The organism is Haloarcula sp. 1CSR25-25 (assembly GCF_032027985.1).
Classification (GTDB): domain Archaea; phylum Halobacteriota; class Halobacteria; order Halobacteriales; family Haloarculaceae; genus Haloarcula.
The window spans coordinates 128,824-149,194 of record NZ_JAHYBW010000001.1 but is presented as its reverse complement, the minus strand read 5'-3'; the positions used below and the strand labels follow the sequence as shown (position 1 = coordinate 149,194).

At 64.6% G+C, this 20,371-nt stretch carries 18 protein-coding genes and 1 tRNA gene; 9 read left to right on the top strand and 10 right to left on the bottom strand.

What is annotated here, in order from left to right; translation table 11 throughout:
• The first annotated feature begins 26 nt into the window (after positions 1–26).
• Together KZ498_RS00585 and KZ498_RS00580 are read left to right on the top strand one after the other, a co-directional pair.
• Positions 27–725 carry an alpha/beta hydrolase gene (locus KZ498_RS00585; RefSeq protein WP_312615932.1) on the top strand — a complete coding sequence of 233 codons (699 nt, stop codon included), beginning with the start codon at positions 27–29 and terminating at the stop codon, positions 723–725.
• A gap of 78 nt (positions 726–803) precedes the next feature.
• Entirely contained in the window at positions 804–1,799 is a 996-nt protein-coding gene (locus KZ498_RS00580; RefSeq protein WP_312615931.1) for a tRNA 2-thiolation protein NcsA, read from the top strand.
• 60 nt (positions 1,800–1,859) lie between these two features.
• On the opposite strand, the gene ftsZ is transcribed toward KZ498_RS00580, so the two are convergent.
• From ftsZ to KZ498_RS00565, 3 genes are all read right to left on the bottom strand, one after another.
• Positions 1,860–3,098: a cell division protein FtsZ gene (ftsZ, locus tag KZ498_RS00575; protein ID WP_312615930.1), complete on the bottom strand. Its 1,239-nt coding sequence runs from the start codon at positions 3,096–3,098 to the stop codon at positions 1,860–1,862.
• Positions 3,099–3,100: 2 nt separating this feature from the next.
• The gene (locus KZ498_RS00570) at positions 3,101–3,277 is read right to left on the bottom strand and encodes a ribbon-helix-helix domain-containing protein (protein ID WP_137683894.1); all 177 of its coding nucleotides are present in this window, start codon (positions 3,275–3,277) and stop codon (positions 3,101–3,103) included.
• A 237-nt stretch (positions 3,278–3,514) separates the two neighbouring features.
• Entirely contained in the window at positions 3,515–4,141 is a 627-nt protein-coding gene (locus tag KZ498_RS00565) for a double zinc ribbon domain-containing protein (RefSeq protein ID WP_312615924.1), read from the bottom strand.
• A 256-nt stretch (positions 4,142–4,397) separates the two neighbouring features.
• Here KZ498_RS00565 and KZ498_RS00560 point away from each other — a divergent pair.
• A tRNA-Tyr gene (locus tag KZ498_RS00560) sits at positions 4,398–4,471 on the top strand.
• A 286-nt stretch (positions 4,472–4,757) separates the two neighbouring features.
• Here KZ498_RS00560 and KZ498_RS00555 read toward each other — a convergent pair.
• Together KZ498_RS00555 and KZ498_RS00550 are read right to left on the bottom strand one after the other, a co-directional pair.
• Complete coding sequence (locus KZ498_RS00555) at positions 4,758–5,576, bottom strand: universal stress protein (protein WP_312615922.1); 819 nt, start codon at positions 5,574–5,576, stop codon at positions 4,758–4,760.
• Positions 5,577–5,819: 243 nt separating this feature from the next.
• Positions 5,820–7,001 carry an alanine--glyoxylate aminotransferase family protein gene (locus tag KZ498_RS00550; protein ID WP_312615920.1) on the bottom strand — a complete coding sequence of 394 codons (1,182 nt, stop codon included), beginning with the start codon at positions 6,999–7,001 and terminating at the stop codon, positions 5,820–5,822.
• 532 nt (positions 7,002–7,533) lie between these two features.
• Here KZ498_RS00550 and KZ498_RS00545 point away from each other — a divergent pair.
• From KZ498_RS00545 to KZ498_RS00535, 3 genes are all read left to right on the top strand, one after another.
• Positions 7,534–8,523: an aldo/keto reductase gene (locus KZ498_RS00545; RefSeq protein WP_312615918.1), complete on the top strand. Its 990-nt coding sequence runs from the start codon at positions 7,534–7,536 to the stop codon at positions 8,521–8,523.
• 386 nt (positions 8,524–8,909) lie between these two features.
• Entirely contained in the window at positions 8,910–9,668 is a 759-nt protein-coding gene (locus tag KZ498_RS00540; RefSeq protein WP_312615916.1) for a YihY/virulence factor BrkB family protein, read from the top strand.
• An 81-nt stretch (positions 9,669–9,749) separates the two neighbouring features.
• Positions 9,750–10,100 (top strand): hypothetical protein, encoded by a 351-nt coding sequence (locus tag KZ498_RS00535; RefSeq protein WP_312615915.1) that lies wholly within the window; start codon positions 9,750–9,752, stop codon positions 10,098–10,100.
• 29 nt (positions 10,101–10,129) lie between these two features.
• Here the strand turns inward: KZ498_RS00535 and KZ498_RS00530 are convergent, their stop codons facing one another.
• Positions 10,130–10,780, bottom strand: a complete 651-nt coding sequence (locus KZ498_RS00530; protein WP_312615914.1) for a helix-turn-helix domain-containing protein — start codon at positions 10,778–10,780, stop codon at positions 10,130–10,132.
• A 146-nt stretch (positions 10,781–10,926) separates the two neighbouring features.
• On the opposite strand from KZ498_RS00530, the gene KZ498_RS00525 reads away from it, so the two are divergent.
• Entirely contained in the window at positions 10,927–11,175 is a 249-nt protein-coding gene (locus KZ498_RS00525; protein ID WP_396276085.1) for a PRC-barrel domain containing protein, read from the top strand.
• Positions 11,176–11,289: 114 nt separating this feature from the next.
• On the opposite strand, the gene KZ498_RS00520 is transcribed toward KZ498_RS00525, so the two are convergent.
• Positions 11,290–11,637, bottom strand: a complete 348-nt coding sequence (locus KZ498_RS00520) for a four-helix bundle copper-binding protein (RefSeq protein ID WP_312615910.1) — start codon at positions 11,635–11,637, stop codon at positions 11,290–11,292.
• Positions 11,638–12,162: 525 nt separating this feature from the next.
• Positions 12,163–12,498 (bottom strand): hypothetical protein, encoded by a 336-nt coding sequence (locus tag KZ498_RS00515; protein ID WP_312615908.1) that lies wholly within the window; start codon positions 12,496–12,498, stop codon positions 12,163–12,165.
• 790 nt (positions 12,499–13,288) lie between these two features.
• Here KZ498_RS00515 and KZ498_RS00510 point away from each other — a divergent pair.
• Together KZ498_RS00510 and KZ498_RS00505 are read left to right on the top strand one after the other, a co-directional pair.
• The gene (locus KZ498_RS00510; RefSeq protein ID WP_312615906.1) at positions 13,289–14,452 is read left to right on the top strand and encodes an acyl-CoA dehydrogenase family protein; all 1,164 of its coding nucleotides are present in this window, start codon (positions 13,289–13,291) and stop codon (positions 14,450–14,452) included.
• A gap of 94 nt (positions 14,453–14,546) precedes the next feature.
• On the top strand, positions 14,547–15,845 hold the full coding sequence (locus KZ498_RS00505) for a DUF362 domain-containing protein (protein ID WP_312615904.1): 1,299 nt from the start codon (positions 14,547–14,549) through the stop codon (positions 15,843–15,845).
• Positions 15,846–16,262: 417 nt separating this feature from the next.
• On the opposite strand, the gene KZ498_RS00500 is transcribed toward KZ498_RS00505, so the two are convergent.
• On the bottom strand, positions 16,263–17,138 hold the full coding sequence (locus KZ498_RS00500; protein WP_312615902.1) for a VOC family protein: 876 nt from the start codon (positions 17,136–17,138) through the stop codon (positions 16,263–16,265).
• Positions 17,139–17,257: 119 nt separating this feature from the next.
• Positions 17,258–20,278, bottom strand: a complete 3,021-nt coding sequence (locus KZ498_RS00495) for an FAD-linked oxidase C-terminal domain-containing protein (RefSeq protein WP_312615900.1) — start codon at positions 20,276–20,278, stop codon at positions 17,258–17,260.
• Positions 20,279–20,371: the final 93 nt, after the last annotated feature.

Below are 20,371 nucleotides of genomic sequence, written 5' to 3'. Positions count from 1 at the left end.
ATGTCCCCGCCGCGGAAAGGTCGCCTATGCAGATTCGCGTGTACGACGAGGGGGCCGCCCGCGACTGCCTGCTCGTCCTCGGGTGGGGGAACCGATGTCGGCACCGGAACGTCCAGTGGCTCATCGACCAGCTCGCGACGGCGTACCGCGTCCACGCCGTCGAGCTGCCGACACACATCACCGACTACCGGCGGGAGTGGGTCGACCCGGCCCAGGAATACGCCGCCGACCTCGACGAGTTCGATCTGCTGGGCCACAGCGCCGGCGGGCTGACAGCGGCCCACCTCGACGCCGACGCCGTCGGCAACAGGGTGTATCTGAGTCCGTGGTGGGACAGCGACCTCCCGGTCCCGAGGCCGGTGCTTGACGCCGTCGCGTCGCTGCCCATCTCGACGCCGTTCATTCCGGTCGACACCCTGGATGCCGAGGCGATCGGTGACCTCGCAACGGCCCGCCAGCTCGCGGAGGGTCCGTCGGCGTTCTCACCGGCGTTCGTTCGGACGGTGCTGCGGGCACAGCGGTCCCTGCCACCGGCTCGGGACACCGCCGCGGCGTTCTGTTCGCTCACGGACACCATTGTCGACCCGCGTGCCGTCGGCGAGCGTCTCCCGGCCGACCGCATCCGGCTGTACGACGGCGGCCACGAACTGTTCTCCTCGAGCGGGCGCGAGGGGACAATCGAGACCGTCCTCGATGCGTTACGGCACGGGCCAGACACGCTGTGAGTGGGGTTTCCGGCCGAGTCAGCGCGCTGGACCCGAGACGAAACCCTCTCACCGTTGGGGCCACGACTACTCGCCACGATGGAGTGCGACAAATGCGGCGAGACGGCGGTGTTACACGCGGCCTATTCCGGGCTCCACCTCTGTGAGTCCCACCTCTGCCGGGCGGTCACGAAACGGGTCCGCCGTCGCATCCGCGAGGACGGGCTCGTGTCCGACGACGCCACGGTCGAGGACCCCGAGACGTGGGTCATCGGCCTCTCGGGCGGGAAAGACAGCGTCGTCCTCACGCAGATTCTCCACGACACGTTCGCCGAGGACCCGCGTATCGAACTCGTCGCGCTCTCGATCCACGAGGGCATTGAGGGCTACCGCGACGCGAGCCTGGAGGCCTGCGAGGAACTGACCGACGACCTGGGCATCCGCCACGTGACCGTCTCCTACGCCGAGGAGTTCGGCGTCCAGATGGACGACGTCGTCGAGGACGACCCGGAGGGGATGGCCGCCTGTGCCTACTGTGGCGTGTTCCGCCGTGACCTCCTCTCGAAGTACGCCGAGGAACTCGACGCGGACAAACTGCTGACCGGCCACAACCTCGACGACGAGGCCGAGACGGCGCTGATGAACTTCCTCGAAGGCGACGTCTCACAGATCGCCAAGCACTTCGAGGCCTCGCTCGGGCCGTTCGACTCGTCTGCCGACGCGCCCACAGCGCAGACCCGCGCCGCCCAGGACCACCACATCCCCCGGGCGAAGCCGCTCCGTGACATCCCGGAGAAGGAGGTCGCCCTGTACGCCCGCTTCGAGGACCTCCCGGCACACATCACCGAGTGTCCTCACGCCGATGAAGCCTACCGCGGCGAGATACAGGACCTCATGCTCGGACTGGAGGAGAACCACCCCGGAACGCGCCACTCGATTATGGCCGGCTACGAGAAGCTCGCCGCGTTAGCCGCCGACACCTACGGCGGCGAGAACAGCGACACCGACTACGGCGAATGCGACAACTGCGGGTCGCCGACGGCGCGGGACCTCTGTCGGAAGTGCAACCTGCTGGATGCGCTGGAAGCGGTCTGACGCGTGTGTTGACCGCGTCGCTCGTCGGTACAGCTGAAAACGGAAAGAAGAACCGCGGTGTTACTTGTTCGTCCGGATGACGTCGAGTCCGTTGTTCTTCTCGCGCTGGTCCTGGCCGCCGTCGGTCTCGCTGTAGCCAGTATTCCGACCGCCGCTGCTCCGACTGCCGCCGTTCGCGGCGGGGCTGTCGAAGCTTTCGACGTTGTCGGAGGCGTCGAAGGACGTGTCGTCGCCGACCTCCTGGATCGCCTCGCGGGACTTGTTGGCCTGCTTCTGGGTCGTCGGACCGAGCACCTGAGCGGACTGGACGCCGGTCATGATGGCCATGACCCGCACCTTGCCCTTGTACTCCTCCTGAATCCGTGCGCCCCAGATGACGTTGGCGTTGGCCTCCAGTCGCTCGGTGATGTTCTGGGCGATGCCCTCGGCCTCCTTCAGCGTGAGGTCCGGGCCGCCGGTGATGTGGACCAGGCCGCCGCTCGCGCCGCGGTAGTCCACGTCGAGCAGCGGGTGGTTCATCGCGTCCTTGACGACCTCTTCGGTCTTGTTCTTGTCCTGGGTCTCACCCACGAGCATCACCGCGACGCCGCCCTGATTCATGATGGATGTCATGTCGGCGTAGTCGAGGTTGATGAGGCTCGGCTGGGTGATTGTCTCGGAGATGCCCTTGACGGTCTCGGCGATGATCTGGTCCATCACGGAGAACGCCTTGCCGATTGGCAGGTTCGGGACGTAGTCGAGCAGGCGGTTGTTGTCCAGCACGATGATGGAGTCCGCCTCGTTGCGGAGCTTCTCCAGGCCTTCCTCGGCCTTGACCGTGCGGGCCCGCTCGACGTTGAACGGCGTCGACACCATGCCGACGACGATTGCGCCCTGTTCCTTGGCGATCTTCGAGACGACGGGGGCGGCCCCGGTCCCGGTTCCGCCACCCATACCCGCGGTGACGAACACGAGGTCAGCGTCGCCCAGCACTTCCTTGATAGTGCCCTGTGCCATCTCCGTGGCGCGCTCGCCCATCGACGGGTCGCCACCGGCACCGAGGCCGTTGGTCAGGGACTTGCCGACCAGAATCTTCGTGTCGGCTTCGATCATCTTGAGGTGCTGTTTGTCCGTGTTGATGGCCACGGTGTCGGCGCCCTCGACGCCGATGTTGTACAGGCGGTTGACCGTGTTGTTGCCGGCGCCACCACAGCCGACGATGACGATGCGCGGGTCTCCGAACCCGTCGACATCCTCGTCGGACATCTTCTTCTGTTCCTGCTCGTCGCGTTCGAGGGCCTCGTTGACGATATCCTGCATCGTTACACCTTGGCCCAGGACCGCTTCTTTTCGGAGGTCTGTTCGGAGCCTTCCTCGGCGAGCATCTCCCGAACCGCCGAGCGAATCGCTTCGCTCCGATTGGGGTACTCGCCCGTCTCGACCATCTGTTCGACCTCTTCGATCTGCTGCTTCGGAATCCGTAGTGTCACACGCTCCATGTTTGGTAGTTTCCCCTTGGGTAAGACGGCCCGGAAGGGACCCGTTTACGACCCGCCCGAGTGTTTACACAGCGAAACCGCAGTACGAGGGTGGCATCCCCTCGCGTTCGTCGCTGTGTAAGACGACCGTCTTACGCAGAATAAACCATTAACCCTGATGTATTAAAACTTACGGGCAGTGTCATACACTTTCCCGTTTACGTCGTTTGAGCGCTTGGGTCGCGCGTAAACACCGGTTTATGTTTGATCGAGCACGTCCGCCGCAGGGGTTCGTCTGCCACAGCTCGGGCAGAATCCCCAGTCCGACCGGAGTTCATCGCCGCAGTCACAGAACACCCGGCGGGATGCCTTCTCGCCACAGTTCGGGCAGTAAACGTGGTCAGAACCCAGATTGTCACCACATTGTGCGCACGTCTTACGTTCCTCCGCGTCGGCTCGGTCCCGTGGGTTCGCTTCTGTCTTACGCCCGCTCGTGTCGTCTGTCTGACTGTCTCCGTAGGACGGTTCGCTCTCGGCGCTCGCTCCCCGGTCAGGGGCGCCCCGTCGTTCGGTCTCGGCGTTCGCTGTGCCCGCCCCCTGGCCGTCTACCGAGATGTTTACGTTGACGTCCTGTGGGTGCGTGCGGGGCTGTCGCGCCCCCAGCCGGTCGGCGATGATGCTGTCGACTCGTTCTTCGATGAGCTCGTCGATCGTCTCGGTGTCGGTAACGGACTCCGACGCCGCCGACGCTGATTCCGACGCTGACGACGGCGCGTCCCCGAGATATTCCCGGAGCGCCTCGCGCATGACCTCGCTCTTCGAGGCGTCAAACGCCTCGAGTTGCTCGATGAGGTCATCGTCAGCACGGAACGTTATTTTGCTCATCGGGTTCGATGAGAGTATTATACATGATGGTATTTTAATCTTCCCGCGCTGTCTGACGCCCGTCAGCTACTGGCACGACGCGATCGGTCTCTTCTCTTCGGATTCCGTTCGTAGACCGTCTATTGGTGCACCGACAGCGGGGTCAGACGTGTCTGACACCGAGCCGGCGTGTCACTCCGCGTCGTGTGACCGTTCGGCGCACCCTCCACGAATAACAATCCTTAAGTCCGGACGGCGGGGTATTTTCGGGTGTCGACCGCCCTTAGCTCAGACTGGTAGAGCAGTCGACTGTAGATCGACTTGTCCCCCGTTCAAATCGGGGAGGGCGGACTGAACTTCAACACCGTGAGCGGCAGCGAACGGTGAGGATGTGAGAGACGACTGACCCGATTTGAGCCTGGAAGTCGCAGCGGCCGAGCAAGGCGAGGCCGACCGTCTTCCTCCGTTCAAATCGGGGAGGGCGGACTTTTCCTGCGAATGGTAGTGAGCAGTGAAACTCCCTCCCCGATTTCGTGCTCGGAGGGCGCGCAGCGAAATGAGCACGTCTCAGAGTGTTCGAATTTGGGGCGGACAGATTTGCTTTCCAGCCCTGCAGGACCCGGACCACTGGAGTCGGTCAGCCGGTGAGCGTGACCGGGCGTTCGGCAGTGAGCATGATGTCCTGCGTGGTGCTTCCGAGGAGGACGTTCGTGATGCTCGACCGCTTGCGTCCGCCCATGACGATGCTGTCGACATCGCGTTCTGTTGCGGCGTCGAGTATCTTCTCTCCGACCTCGCCGCCGACAGCAACTCGCTCGACGGGAATCCCCTCGGCCTCCAGATACTCGGCGGCAGTGACGGCAGCGTCGACTTCCTCGAACTCGTGTGGTGGCGCCCCTTTGTAATCCTGATGTGGGAACACGAACAGGACCGTTGCTTCGACTGACTCGCGAGCGTTGGGAAGAGAGGACAGGTACTCGGCCTGGTTCCGTGCCCGCTCTTCGCTCGTATCGACCGGGACGAGTACCCGCCGTATCCCCTCGCCGAGCACGACGTCCGCACCCGTAATCGTGACCGGCCTGTCTGCAGAGAGTAACACGTCCTGTGCAGTGCTGCCGAGCAAGACTTTCGAGACGCCTGACCGCTTGCGTCCGCCCACGACGATCTCGTCACTGTCCAGCTCAGTCGCGGTACGGAGGATCTGTCGGGCAACGCCGCCGTCGTCGACCCTCCGAGTCACGGAGATGCCGGCTTCGTCCAGGTGCTCGGCTGCCCGGACCGCGGCGTCTATTTCATCGAACGCCACCTGGTCGGCATCGGCGAAGTCGTCGGGTGGCACCACGTAGAGCACTGTCGCCTCGACGGTCTCGGTGGCATCCGGAAGCCGTGAAACGTATCTCGCCTGATTAGACGCGCGCGCCGCGTCCCTGTCGACGGGTATGAGTACACTGTACATCACACGTAGAAATGTTAGCTCAAGAGAATTAATCTGTGGGAGATGTTCTCAGAGGTCTGGAACACCACCTCGGCAGGTCGTGTCGACCACCCATACGGCAGAGATTGTACTGCCGGGACACACTCGAAGCAGTAGCTGCCACCGCGCTCGAAGCAAAGCAAAATGCCAGGGGGCCGCGAGGTCCGGCGAAGACGAACCCGGCTGCATCTCGAATCGAACCGCCGGTGTCGGCCTGGCGTGGCGTCAGAACCGCTCGCTCATCGCCGCCAGTCCGGCGTCCACGTCGACAGTCGCGCCCTGCTCACCGAGCGCGTTGCCCAGCGCCGCGAGCAGGTAGCTGACGTTCTTGCGACGAGCGGAGTGCCCCATACAGCCGATACGCCAGATGTCGCCCTCCAGTGCACCCAGTCCGCTGGCGATTTCGAGGTCGTACTCGTCCAGCAACTGCTGGATGACCGCGCCGTCGTCGACGCCGTCGGGCACGCGGACGGTGTTCAGGCTCGGGAGCCAGAAGTCCTCGGGGGCGTTCATCTCCAGGCCCATGCCCTCGACGCCGGCTTTGAGTGCGCCAGCGACGCGCAGGTGGCGGTCCCAGCGTTCTTCGATGCCTTCCTCGGCGACGAGGCGAAGCGCCTCACGGAGCGCGTACACGTTCGTGATCGGGGCCGTGTGATGGTAGGCGCGCTCATCGCCCCAGTACCCTTCCAGCAAGGAGATGTCCAGATACCACGACCGAGCCTCGGACTCGCGGGAGAGGACCTTGTCCATCGCATCGTCGTTCAACGTGAGCGGGCTCGCGCCCGGCGGACAGGAGAGGCACTTCTGCGGGCCGGAGTAGGCCACGTCGATGCCCCACTCGTCGACGCGGAGTTCGACGCCACCCAGCGAAGTCACGCTGTCTGCGATGACCAGCGCGCCGTTCGCGTGGGCGATGTCTGTTAGCTCGGGCACCGACGGCTGGAGGACGCCGGTGCTGGTCTCGGCGTGGACGAACCCGAACACGTCCGGGCTGTGGTCGTCGAAGGCTGCTTCGACCGCCGCCGGGTCGAGCGGCTGGCCCCAGGGGGCGTCGACGGTGACGACGTCCCCGCCCGCTCGCTCGGCCATGCTCGCCATCCGGCCGCCGAAGTAGCCGTTCGTCGGGACGAGCATCGTATCGCCCGGTTCGACGACGTTTCCGATGGCCGCCTCCATCGCCGCGGAGCCGGTTCCGGAGACCGGAATCGTCCACTTGTTGTCCGTTCGGAACGTGTACCGCAGCAAGTCCTGGACCTCGTTCATGATCTCGATGAACGAGGGGTCGAGATGGCCGACCAGCGGCGTGCTCATCGCTTTGAGCACGCGCGGGTGTACGTCGCTCGGGCCGGGACCCATCAGCGTTCGGTCCGGCGGTGTCAACTCACCAACAGCAGGTGGTTCGTCCATACCACGTGTTTCCCGGTGACTGGGTTTTAAATTCCGCGGTCAGCGCTCTCTGGTCAGCGTTGAAGGGGCCCCACGGCTTCGCTGGTCACCGTCGCTTCCCCGGCGAGGCAGAGATCTCCCAATAGGTACAGCCGCCAGTATCACCGACTGACCCTACCCCATAGTCATAACCGCAAGACAGCGACGACATGGGTCGCGTGAACTATCTGCCCTGTTTTTATCCCCGTACTGCTAAGGGTGCGTGTGGTCGTCGATGGGATTGTTCGATAACGCAAGCACTGCGTCCCCTGGGGAGGAACCGAGACACCGGTACACCTGTCTGGTGTGCCGGGCGTCGTTCGACGTTCAGTACCACTCGTGTCCGGACTGCGGTGCGTACGACATCCGCCGGACGAAGTGGGTCACGTAGCCCCCGGCGTCCACGTTGGCACGTCCACCGGACTGCCTGCTATCGGGCTACACTGCCCTTTTTTTATTCGAGATGGTGTCGCGTACCACAGCCACCAAGTGACCGCCGACGGTACGGCCGTGTATGAACCGACGACAGTTAGGGACGACAGGGTACGACGTGACAGACGTCGGACTGGGAACCTGGAACATCGGTGGTGACTGGGGCGATGTCTCACCGGAGGAGGGCCGAGAGGCGATCCGGACCGCGCTCGATGCCGGCGTCGATTTCATCGACACCGCCGACGTGTACGGTGACGGCTTCAGCGAACAGCGCATCGCCGACGTACTCGACGAACGCGAGGTTCGGGACGAAGTGACCGTCGCGACGAAGGCCGGCCGCCGGCTCGACCCGCATACTGCCGACCGCTACAACTACGACAACCTCTCCGAGTACGTCGACCGCTCGCGGGAGTACCTCGGGACCGACACGCTGGAACTGCTGCAGTTGCACTGTCCGCCGACCGACGCCTACTACCAGCCGGAGACCTTCGACGCCCTGGCGCGGCTGCAAGACGAGGGGAGACTGGCCCACTACGGCGTCAGCGTCGAACGGGTCGAGGAAGCACTGAAAGCCATCGAGTACCCCGGCGTCGAGACCGTCCAGATAATCTTCAACATGTTCCGCCAGCGACCCGCGGAGCTGTTCTTCGAGGAGGCCAAGCGCCGCGACGTCGGCGTCATCGTCCGCGTCCCGCTGGCCTCCGGGCTCCTGACCGGCAAACTCTCACGGGACACGGAGTTCCCCGAGAACGACCACCGGAACTTCAACATCGAGGGTGAGGCGTTCGACCGCGGCGAGACCTTCGCCGGCCTCCCGGTCGAGGCGGGCTTTGACGCCGTCGACGAACTCCGCGAGCACGTCCCCGAGCGGATGACGATGGCCCAGATGGCGCTGCGCTGGATTCTGGACCACGAGGCGGTGTCGACTGTCATCCCCGGCTCGACCACGCCGGACCACGTCCGGGCGAACGCAGCCGTCAGCGAGATGAACCCGCTCTCCAACCAGGTCCACGGCGCGGTGCGTGACATCTACGAGGCGTACGTCTTCGACGACGTCCACCATCGCTGGTAGTCACCCGCTCCACAGAGGTATCTGCTTTTCCACGTGTTTCCCCAGCAACAGAGCCCAGGCGAACCCGTGACCGCTGTCGCAGAAACGCGGTAAGCGACCCGGTGCTGTCCTCGAGTTATTATACAATATCCGACTGTTTCGACGCGAGAAAGTAAAATTCTCCTGACAGATATTGGGGGAGATACTGTCGGAATACTGAACAGAACCCTCACAGAGCTATGAGCAGTGGCCGCGCTCCGTCGGCGAACTGCTTGTCGGTGGCCGGCAAACACCCGGCCTGCTATCGCAGGCGGTCGTTCTATTCGTGTGGCTCTTGACCTACGCACTGTGAATCCAGTTCAGCTATCGGTTACAACCTGTGTAACTGGCACGCCTCCCCACCGCCGATGAGTGGTATCGCGACCGGACGCGAGATCGTCCGGACGGTCCGCGAGGAGAACGTGCCGTTCATGGCGGCCAGTATCGCCTACTACGCGATCGCGTCGATCGTTCCGCTGCTTGCGCTCTCGCTCGCCGTGCTTTCGGCGTTCGGGGGGACCGCAACGCTGCTGGAACTGCTTCGGACGGTCCTCTCCGAGAACGGTCAGACGGTTCTGACGGAACTGCTAGAGAACACGCGCGGCCACGGGGCGACCGGAACCCTGAGTCTGGTGTTCGTCGTCTGGAGCGGCAGCAAGGTGTTTCGCGGCCTCTCCATCGCGTTCACCGAAGTGTACGGCGAGGTGGCCGACATCTCGTTGCCGGCCCAGTTCATCCGCAGTGCAGTCGTGATGGGCGTGCTCCTCGGCGCTGTCGTCCTGCTGTCGGCCACCAGCATCGCGCTCACGTACGTCCAGTTTCAGATCCCGTATCCGACGCTGGTCGGCAATCTCGCTGTGTTTGCCGTTCTGGTCGTCTCGTTCGTCCCGATATACTACGTTCTGCCGCCCGTCGCAACCTCACTCACACACGTCGCGCCGGGCACGCTGATCGCCGCAGCGGGCTGGATCACCATCCAGGTCGGGTTCTTCTACTACGCCGGTACCGCCGGGCGGTACGCGGCCTACGGCTACCTCGGAGCCGTGCTCCTGTTCGTCACGGCGCTGTATCTGGCCGCAATCGTGTTGCTGCTCGGTGTCGTCGTCAACGCGACGCTGGACTGGTAGCGTCGGTGGGCCGGCACTGTCGGGTCTTGCACTGGCAGGCAGCAGCCTCCTGCTGTTTCCACCAGTCTCTCCAGTCGTCACATGAGCGAATCATCGTCACTGCGGCCCCGGGTCGGGAGACATCTACAGTCCAGCGTGGAGCAGGCACTCAAACGACCGGTTAAGGAGGCTGTCCGGGAGGCGCTCGCGGACACGGCCCAGAACGGGGACGGCAACGTCGAATCCGAGGCGGCTGCGTCGAGACGCATCGAAGTGGACCCGTCGGACGTCACAGACGCTGCCGAATCGGCGTCGTCCGCTGCGGACGCGACACAGGCAGGGTCGCGTTCGCGACTCCGGAATCGGCTCCGCTCCCGTCGGACGCTTGCGCTCGGGCTGGTCGCGCTCGGTGCGTATCTCAGCCGTCGCCGGTCCTCGACGAGAAACGACTAACGCGGTCGGCGACGCCACGGCCCGCGCCGTCAGTCGAAGTCGACGAACAGCACGTCCTCGACGAGGGCGTCGGTCGCGCGTCTGAGCCGCTCGGAGGCCGCCTGGTGTGTGATGCCTAACTTGTCGGCCAGCTCCGCCAAACTCACTTCCCGGGGCACCTTGAAGTAGCCGTGTTCGGACGCCTCGGCGAGAATCTCGTACTGGGCGGACGTGAGCCCGTAGCGGCCCGCCGGGTCCTCGTCGAGTTCCCGTATCGACGACACCTCGAACGCGAGGTTGTGCTCCTCACAGAAGTCGTGGGTCTGGGAGAACAGCGACCGGCGCGGATACAGCACGCGGAGTTTCCAGGCTGTCCCGTGGCCCACGGCATCGAGAACCGTCGCCTCCGAGTTGGTGAGCATCTGGACGATGAGGTCGACGTGGTCGATCCATTCCATCCTGAACAGCCACTCATCCTCAAAGTCGCCCAGCAGTTCGACGTTGTCAACGGTGGGGTCGGCTTCGAGTGTCTGCTTGATGTCCTCGCGCTGACTCCCACGGACCCACAGCATCGGCATGAGTGCATCGTCACCGCTCGTGACGATCCGCTCGATTTCGAACCGCAGCTCCGGTAACTGTTCCAGCGAATAATTGAGCGCGAGGTCGCTGGCGGGAACTGTCCCGGAGACGATGGTGGGCATGGATACCCGAACTGCGAGTGGCACGCTGGTATGTCTTTTCGTTGACTCATCCGGGTCCAGGTTCACGCGACTGCATCGACTCTCGCCCGGTGGCTGCGTGTGCAAGCACGTCGGTGATGCGCGTCCCGCCGGTAGCGATGACTGCAATGTCTACGATCCAACTGACCGACGACGACGTCGGCAAGACAGTTGTCACGAGTACTGGTGACGAAATCGGCATCGTCAGCGGGTACAGATACGGTACCGCCTACGTCGACCCGGACCCCGGGCTGAAAACTGCGCTCCTGACGAAACTCGGCTGGGAAGACACCGACGCCGATGACGGCTACCCGCTGCAGACCGATGCCGTCGATACGATTACCGAAGACCAGATTCGGCTCAGCTCGGACCTGTAGGTGACGTGGTTCAGGAGTCAGGGTATCGCACTGCGACTGGTTTCTCGCGGCTGATTCCGAACAACGGGGTCGCGGCGGACTGCGCTCCGCTCGTTCGCTCTCCCTGGCTAGTCGTTACTTGACCATCGACTCACAGGCCTCGGCACACTCCGAGAGGACCTCTGTGCAGGTACGGCAGTGGTCGTGGTCGTGCTGTCGACACTCCTCGGCGCACTCCCGACAGACCGTCGCACAGAGTCCGGCCAGTGCTTCTCGGTGCGGTGACCCCCGTGCGAGGAGTTTGCAATGGAGGGATGCGACGTCCGTCACGTCACGGCAGTGGCGGACGCATTCGGTCATACCGTCGAGGCCAGCACATTCGTCGGCACACCACTCGGACACTTCGACTGCTTGCCGACACAGCTCCAGACACTCGCGTTCGCGCCTGCTCAGATGCGTTGCATCGGTGAGCGGTTGTGACATTGCAGGTTCTGCTACCGTCTGTTCACCCACGAGACTGTAGCTTGCATGCGAAAGTCGGCAGTTGGTTTCACAGTTGCACCCGGACTGTCGATGCGCTTCGACGGGCTCGATTCGAGCAATAAGACGCCAGGCGAACGTATCGAGGACCAATGCCGGGTGGGCAAACCCGGCGTGAAACCGTCCCGTACAGGGGAGCATGAGACGGTGGGCGTCGGGAGAGTACGAGCACGCAATGTGCTCGCATACAACCCTCCGCGCTATCCGATGTTTGTTATACGGCTCTTTATCTCGCGGCAATCGAGGGGCTGGACGACAGGCGGACGCTACCAGAGTTCGGTCGCGCCGGGCAGAAAGAGGACGGCAGTGCACGTCACCACGGGCGTCTGGGCGGGTGTTGGGCCGGTCGGTACGGTCCGTTTACAACGCCCTAGCCGTCCGCTACTGGCCGGGATACACCGGTGTTTGGTAGGTCACAGCGTCTTCCCGACGGAAGTGAGTCGAGCCACGTCGGACGCCGCAGTAGCGCTATTCCTCTGTGGCGAGTTTCGGACCCGGCTTCCAGGTGTTGCCTTCGAGGACAACGAGGTCGTAGCGTTCGAGCACCTGAAGCGTATCGACGACCGCCTGGGCGTCGAAGGAGACTGTCATATCCTCGGGCAGCTGCTGGGCGATCGCACTGCGTGTCCCGCCGTCCATCCGGACCACCGTATCGAGCAACTGCTCGAGGTCGTCAAGCAGCGAGACGAGCGACGTCGACCCCTCGTCCTCCGTCGCCAGCTTCGACATGACTTCGTCGTAATTCCCCGATATCTCCATCGATACGGACACGGTCTCGTCTTCGATGTCTTCGTCGTCTCCCATAGGACCAAATGTGTACACACTTGTAGAAATATGTTTCCATATTCGGAACAACGAGCGTATCTGGCGGTTGTTTCTCTGCAAAATAGCGACTGATGGACGTTTGTGAATTCTATCTGGTGAGATTAAAACACCTCCCTAAGGTTCTAGGTTCGTCCATACGAATATATATTGGGATAGAATAAACATAAAAATCTAGAGCTGTTTTCAGAATCTGTCAATATAGAATCCTATATCTCGTATACGTGTCTATTTTTATGGTCCTGTTAACACTCCGCTCTAGTCGATGGGAGTTGTTCCCCGTGAACGTGTTCGAAGAAGCCAACGGACACGGGTCGGCTCGCTGTGGGGCTACCGGACGTGGTGGAATCCAGTTCAGCACGACAGGGGAGTCGTTCGAAGACATAGCGGTTCAAGGACCCAGTGTGGGACCACGATGGGCCTGACCGACGCTCGCGCTGCCGCCCCACTGGATAACAAAAGTACGGGTATTATCCGCCCGGTTCCCAACTCGCTGAACCGGACCGCGAAGCCACGAGCATCCCACTGTGGCGAAATACGCGGCCCGTTTCAGCGTACGGCACGCCGGATGTCTGCGCGTTACGTTTACAGGCTACGGCCCTCCTCTGGGCGCCGCCCGTCTAGTCAGACAGACGGTCGGCGGATAGGCTGTCGTCGTCGTTGATACCGGGTTAGACTCCTTCAGCGGCAGAGACCACAGCCCACAGCAATCACAGTACTGCTGACCCGGCACTGGGCAAACGCTTAATTGAAACAGGGCCCCAGATTCCGTATGATTGATTACCTCGGTCTCGGCGCCGACCTCGACGAGGAAGAGCGGATGGTCCGTGACACGGCACGGGAGTTCGTCGAGAACGAAGTCAAGCCGGACGTCGGGCGGCACTGGCTCGACGGGACGTTCCCGACGGAGCTCATCGGAGAGATGGGCGACCTCGGGTTCTACGCACCGAACCTCGATGGGTACGGCCTCCCGGGACTCAGTGAGACGGCGTACGGCCTCCTGATGCAGGAACTGGAGGCCGGCGACAGCGGCCTGCGCTCGATGGCCAGCGTTCAGGGCGCGCTCGTCATGTACCCGATTCACGCCTACGGCAGCGACGCCCAGAAGGAAGCGTGGCTGCCGGCGCTCGGACGCGGCGAGCAGGTGGGCTGTTTCGGCCTGACCGAGCCCGAACACGGGTCGGACCCGTCGGCGATGGAGACGACGGCCGAGCGCGACGCCGACGGCTACGTCCTCGATGGCTCGAAGACGTGGATCACGAACGCGCCCATCAGCGACCTCGCGCTGGTCTGGGCGAAGGTCACGTCCGCCGACGGCGACCCCGTCCGGGGCTTTCTGGTCGAGACCGACCGCGACGGCGTCACCACGAACAAGATCGACGAGAAGCTCTCGCTGCGCGCGTCTATCACGGGCGAAATCAGCCTGCAGAACGCCCGCGTCCCCGAGGAGAACGTCCTGCCGGGCGTCGAGGGGATGATGGGGCCGCTGTCCTGTCTCACGCAGGCCCGCTACGGCATCGCCTGGGGGACTGTCGGGGCCGCCATGGACTGTTTCGAGACCGCCCGCGAGTACGCGACCGACCGCGAGCAGTTCGGGAAGCCCATCGCCGGCTTCCAGCTCCAGCAGGAGAAGCTCGCGGAGATGGCCACCCAGATATCGCTCGGCCAGTTGCTCGCCCACCGACTCGCCGACCTGAAGGAACGCGGGGACCTCCGACCGGAGCAGGTGTCGATGGCAAAGCGCAACAACGCGCGGATGGCCCGCGAGCAGTCACGGGTGGCCCGCGAGATGCTCGGTGGCAACGGTATCACGGCCGACTACTCCCCGATGCGGCACCTGACGAACCTCGAAACCGTCTACACCTACGAGGGCACCCACGACATCCACTCGCTCATCGTCGGGCACGACCTGACCGGCATCCCGGCCTTCGAGTAGCGCGGTCCCGGCCGAGGCCGGAAGATGGGTCGTGTCTGCGACCGGAGCGCCGCTCGACCCCGGTTTTTGTATGGCTCGCGGCCAATCCCCCGGTATGGACTTCCCCGACCGAGGCGATGTGGACCACCTCATCGACCCACAGCCGCTGCCGGGCTTCGCTCGCGTCCGGTACGAGCCGGAGACTGCGGCTGTAGAGGACCCGTCGGCCGCGGCGCGGGCCGAACTCGACCGGCTCGACGTCGACGGGCTGGAACCGGGGGCGACCGTCGCCGTCGCCGTCGGCAGCCGCGGCATCCACCGCCTTGACGACATCACCGAGGCTGTCGTCGATGCGATCCGCGACTGGGGCTTCGAGCCCGTCGTCGTCCCGGCGATGGGGAGCCACGGCGGGGCAACGCCCGAGGGCCAGCGCGAGGTACTGGAGAGCCTGGGCGTCACGGCAGCGCGCCTCGATGCCCCCATCGACGCCCGGATGGACACCGACCAGGTCGACACCGTCACTGTCGGTACCACCGAGTTTCCGGTCTACGTCTCGACGGCGGCACGGGAGGCGGACGCCGTGGTCGTCGTGAACCGGGTGAAACCCCACACCAACTACAGCGGCCGCATCGAGAGCGGCCTGACGAAGATGGCCGTCGTCGGACTGGGCAAGCAACGCGGCGCGAACGCGTTCCACTCGACCGCTATCAAGGAGGGCTACGTCGAGACGCTCGAGGCCGCGCTCCCGGTCGTCGACGCGGCGTTGCCACTGGTCGGCGGCGTGGCGCTGGTCGAGAACTTCCACGAGGAGACGGCCCACGTCGAAGCGATTCCGGCGGGGGCGTTCACCGACCGCGAGCCAGCGCTGCTGGAGCGGGCCTACGACGAGATGGCGACGCTCCCGGTCGACGACATCGACCTGCTCGTCGTCGACGAGCTCGGCAAGGACGTCTCCGGCGCGGGGATGGACACGAACGTCATCGGCCGCTATCGCGTCCTCAACGCGCCGGACCCCGACGAGCCGGCGATCAAGCTGCTGTACGCCCGCGGGCTCACCGAGGCGACGAAGGGCAACGGCAACGGCATCGGGCTGGCGGACATCACCCGCCGGGCCGCCGTCGACCAGCTGGACCTGGGGAAGACGTACGCGAACGCGCTCACCAGCGGGTCGACGGCGAAGGCGAAGCTCCCGCTCGTCGCACCGGACGACGAGTTCGCCATCCGGACGGCCCTGTCTGCGCTCGGCGGCTACGACCCCGACACCGTCCGAATCGTCTGGATACAGAACACACAGGACCTGTCCCCGCTCCACGTCTCCGAGCCGCTCGTCGAGGACCTGCCGGCCGCCGCCGAAGTCACCGGCCGGGAATCGCTTTCGTTCACCGACGGCACGGCGTCGTTCGTCCGGGACTGACGTCGCGGTGGCGAGGACCGCTGTTCAACTGACCGATTCCTCCCACCTTCACGTCTGGGTTTCTGCCCGCACCGTGTCGGCGTGCTTGAAGGGTGTCCGAAGGTGCTCCGGTCCGAGCCGGTTCGAGAATCGGATTTGAACCTGTCGCTGGATAGATCTCCATAGAATGGGGGCATACTGAGATTACTATCTCCCAAGTAGTACTATATATAGTACCTATCTCATCAAAGCGTATTATTTTGAGAGATTCAGTCGAGATACGGCTCTGGAAATCCCAAAGATATAAATAAAATCGGATATACACGCAGCATTCGACACGGATGTGACGACGCAGCGGCAGACGACCGTCTGAAGGCAGGGACGCCGCTGGGCGGTGAGTCATAACTCGGGCGACTTCCGAGACAGGCCCCCTCTGGCCTATCCAGTCCGCCGTGGGTGTGTCTCCGGCCAGAGGGTGTCGATGTCCTCGGCGTCCGCCCGCGACAGCGCAATCGGTGCGGCAGGTGTCTGGCTCGTGGCTGCTGTCGTGAGTTCCACCCGGTTCCCGGCGGGGTCGCGGACGTACACGGCGGCACGCGCGCCGCGCATCCCCGTCCGCACGTCGACATCCACCTCGGACCCGGCCGCCCGAACCCGCTCGATGAGTCGCGTCACGTGGTCGACGTCGGCGGTTCGCCAGGCGACGTGATGCAACCGCATCGACGGGGCCAGCGGTTCCATCACCAGTGCCACGTCGTGTGTCCCGTCCCCCCGGTGGGCGAACGCACGTCCCCAGACACCGGGTCCGGCCATCGCGACGTCCGACAGCCGGAAGCCGAGTTCGTCCCGCAGGAACTCGGCGTCGGCCTGCACGTCCGCTGCTGTCACAGTGACGTGGTCGATGCCGTGTGGCGCGCGAGTGGTTTCCGTTGACGGCACCGACGCGTCCTCACGCGTCTGTCCGACGTCCCGGCTATAGAGTTCAATCGGCAGGCCGCCGGGTAGTGTGACCCGGAGCGTCCATCCCTCGGTATCGGTCCGGCGGGTGAAGTCCGTACCGCGGCCGGCGAGTCGGGATTCGATGTCGCGGATCCCCCCCTCGCTGACGCCGATACCCAGCCGGTCGAGCCCGCGCTGGCCCTCGCTGAGCGTGAGCGGACACCGACCGCCCTGCTGTGGCGGCGTCGCGAGCCGGCTCACTCCCGTTTCCCGGGACCGCTCGGCGAACCCCAGCGTCTCCGTGTAGAACCGCGTTGCGCGCTCTATGTCCGGCACGCGGAGGTGCGCGCAGTCGACGCCCCCCTTCTCTGTCATGGCCGAAAGGACGGGGAGATTATATATAGTATTTTTCATAATTTTTTGATACAAAGGCGAATACTCTCCGACTCGAGGCGCCGCGTCCGTCACACCGACTGTGAGACTTGCGTCGCGTCCTACAGTCGCTCGGCGACGACCTCGATGGGGTGGGGCGGGATCTCGTCGACGCCGTCGCGGTCACCCAACTGCGAGCGGCAGGACCCGCCCGGTGCGACGACGCGGTCACCGTCGCTCTCGTCGACCTTATCGAACAGCAACCGCCCGATCGTCTTCGAGAGGTCGTAGTGCTCGTCGTGGTACCCGAAGCTCCCGGCCATGCCACAGCACGTCGAATCCAGCGGGTCGACCTCGTAGCCGACACGGCGCATGACGCCGACGGCGTGGTGGTCCTTGTTGGTCCCCTTCTGGTTGCAGTGGCCGTGATAGCTGACCGCGCCGGCGGCCCCGAGCGACCGGTCCTCGACCGGGAGCGCGTCGTCGATCCGGAAGGTGTCGAGATACTCCAGCACGCCGTAGGCGCTGTCGGCCACCTGCGAGACGTCGGGGCCGTCGAGCAGGTCGCGGTACTCGTCCTGGAACATCACGGCGTCGGAGGGCTCGACGAACACGACGTCCCACCCCTCCGCGACCCGGTCCGACAGCCGGTTCGTGTTCGTTTCGGCCCGGTCGCGAGCGAGGTCCAGCATGCCAGTGGAGTACGCCGCCCGCCCGGACGGCGCGGTGTCGTCCGGGATGGCGACGTGGACGCCCGCGGCTTCGAGGGTTTCGACGGCGGCCTTGCCGGCGGCCGGGTACGAGTAGTTCGTGTACGTGTCGGGAAACAGCAGGGCTTTCCGGTCGGCCTCGGCCCGCGAGACGGCCGAACCGCCGCGGTCGTCGAACCAGTCCCGGAGCGTCTCCCGGCGGAAAGTGGGGAGCTCGCGCTCCGGCGCGATGCCGAACAGCTTCTGCATGACAATGCGCGCGCCCGGGACCTCCGTCGCCCAGTTCGAGACCGGCGCCAGCGCCGACCCGATTTTCGAAGCGGTGTCGATGTTGGCGAACAGGCGCTCCCGGAAGCTGGCCCCCTCCGCTTCGTGGTGCTGGTGTTTCAGCTCGGTCTTGAGTTTCGCCATGTCGACGCCGGTCGGGCAGTCGCTCTTGCAGCCCTTGCAGCCGACACAGAGGTCGAGCACTTCCTCCTGGAAGCGGTCGGAGTGGATCTCGTCCTCGTCGAGATCGCCGCTGATGGCCGACCGGAGGAGGTTCGCACGGCCCCGCGTCGTCTGGACCTCCTCCTCCGAGGCGCGGTAGGTGGGACACATCACGTCCCCGTCGGTCTGTCGGCAGGTCCCACAGCCGTTACACAGCTCGACGAGCTCCGAGAAGCCGCCCTCGTCCTCGAAGTCGAGCGTCGTCTGGGGCTCCAGAGACTGGTAGTCGGGACCATAGCGGAGGTTCTCGCGCATGTCCGCGCCGACGCCGCGGTCGGCGTCGGGGCCGACATCCTCCGGCCCCTCGCGGTAGACGACGTTACCGGGATGCATCCACCACTGCGGGTCGAAGGCCGTCTTGACCTGCTTGAACGCGTCCCAGAGCGTCTCGCCGTACATCTTGGGGGTGAACTCCGTCCGGGCCATCCCGTCGCCGTGCTCGCCGGAGAACGACCCGTTGTGTTCCAGCACGAGGTCGGTCACGTCGTCGGTGATAGAGTGCATATCCTCGATGCCCGACATCTCTTTCAGGTTGAGAATCGGGCGGATATGCAGCGTCCCGGAACCGGCGTGAGCGAAGTACGCGGCCGAGGTATCGTGGTCGGCCAGCACCTCCTCGAACTTCTCGACGTACTCGGCCAGTTCGGCGGGCGGGACCGTCGCGTCCTCGATGAACGGGTACGGCTTGGGGTCGCCGTCCATGGACATCAGGAGCGGGATCGCCGCCTTCCGGAGCTTCCAGAGGTCAGCCTGGTCGGCCTCGGTGTAGGCCTCGACCACGTCGAAGGCTTCCCCGTCGTCGACGAACCGCTCGTTGGTGCGTGCGATGGCTGCCTCGAAGTCGTCGTGCAGTTCCGAGTCGTATTCCAGCATCAGTGCGGCCGCCGCCCGGTCGGGAATCGGGTCGACGTACTCGGCGTAGCCGTCTGAGCCGGCCGCGAGCCTGAACACCTCGTCGTCCATCAGCTCGACCGCGCTGACGTCGTAGTCGAGCGCGACCGGAACGGCCTTCATCGCGTCCGCGAGCGTGTCGAAGCAGTAAAGCGCCAGGGCGGTCTCCTCGGGGACGGTCACGAGCGAGAGTTCGGCCTCGACGATGACTCCCAGCGTCCCCTCGCTGCCGACGAACAGCTTCGCGAGGTTCATGACTCGTTCCCCGTCGTCGTTCTCGTAGATGACGCGGTCGAGATTGTAGCCCGACACCCGGCGCTTGAGGTCCGGGTAGCGGTCCTCGATCTCGTCGGCGTTCTCCTCGACGATTTCGCGGACCGTCCGGTAGATGTCGGCCTCGCGGTCGTCTTTCGAGACGATGTCGTCCCACTCCGGCGAGTCGATGACGACCTCGCGGGCGTGGATGAGCGACCCGTCCGAGAGGACGGCCTTCACCGCGTCCGTGTAGGCGTCGGTGATGCCGTACCGCACAGAGTGTGCGCCGGTGGAGTTGTTCCCGATGCCGCCCCCGACCGAGGCGCGGTTCGACGACGCCGGGTCCGGGGCGAACTTCAGGCCGTACTCGGCCAGCGTGTCGTCCAGGTCGTCCTGCACCACGCCGGGCTGGATGTGTGCCGTCTGCTCGTCCGGTCGGATATCGAGGATGCCGTCCATGTGCCGGGACATGTCCAGGACGACACAGCCCGGCCCGACGGCCTGTCCCGCGAGCGACGACCCGGTCCCGCGGGGCAGGATTGGAACGCCGTGGTCCGTCGCCACCTCGACGGCCGCCCGCACGTCGTCGACGTCGGTCGGATACACGACCCCTGCCGGTTCGGCGCGATAGATGCTCCCGTCCGTCGCGTACAGAATCCGGGCGTATTCGTCGAACTCGACCCCACCCGAGACCCGCGAACGGAGCGCTTCTGCCAGGTCCCGATACGCAGCGACATCCGGTCGGTCGAGGTCAAGCTCGTGTGCCGACCAGTTGTCCTCGACGTTTTCGATGGCCATACCTGCAATCAGGAGTAATAATCATTAAAGTCTGTGCATGCGGTCACAATTCGGTCGAGAGAGCCCACCAGCTATTTCACCCGGGGCCCCGGA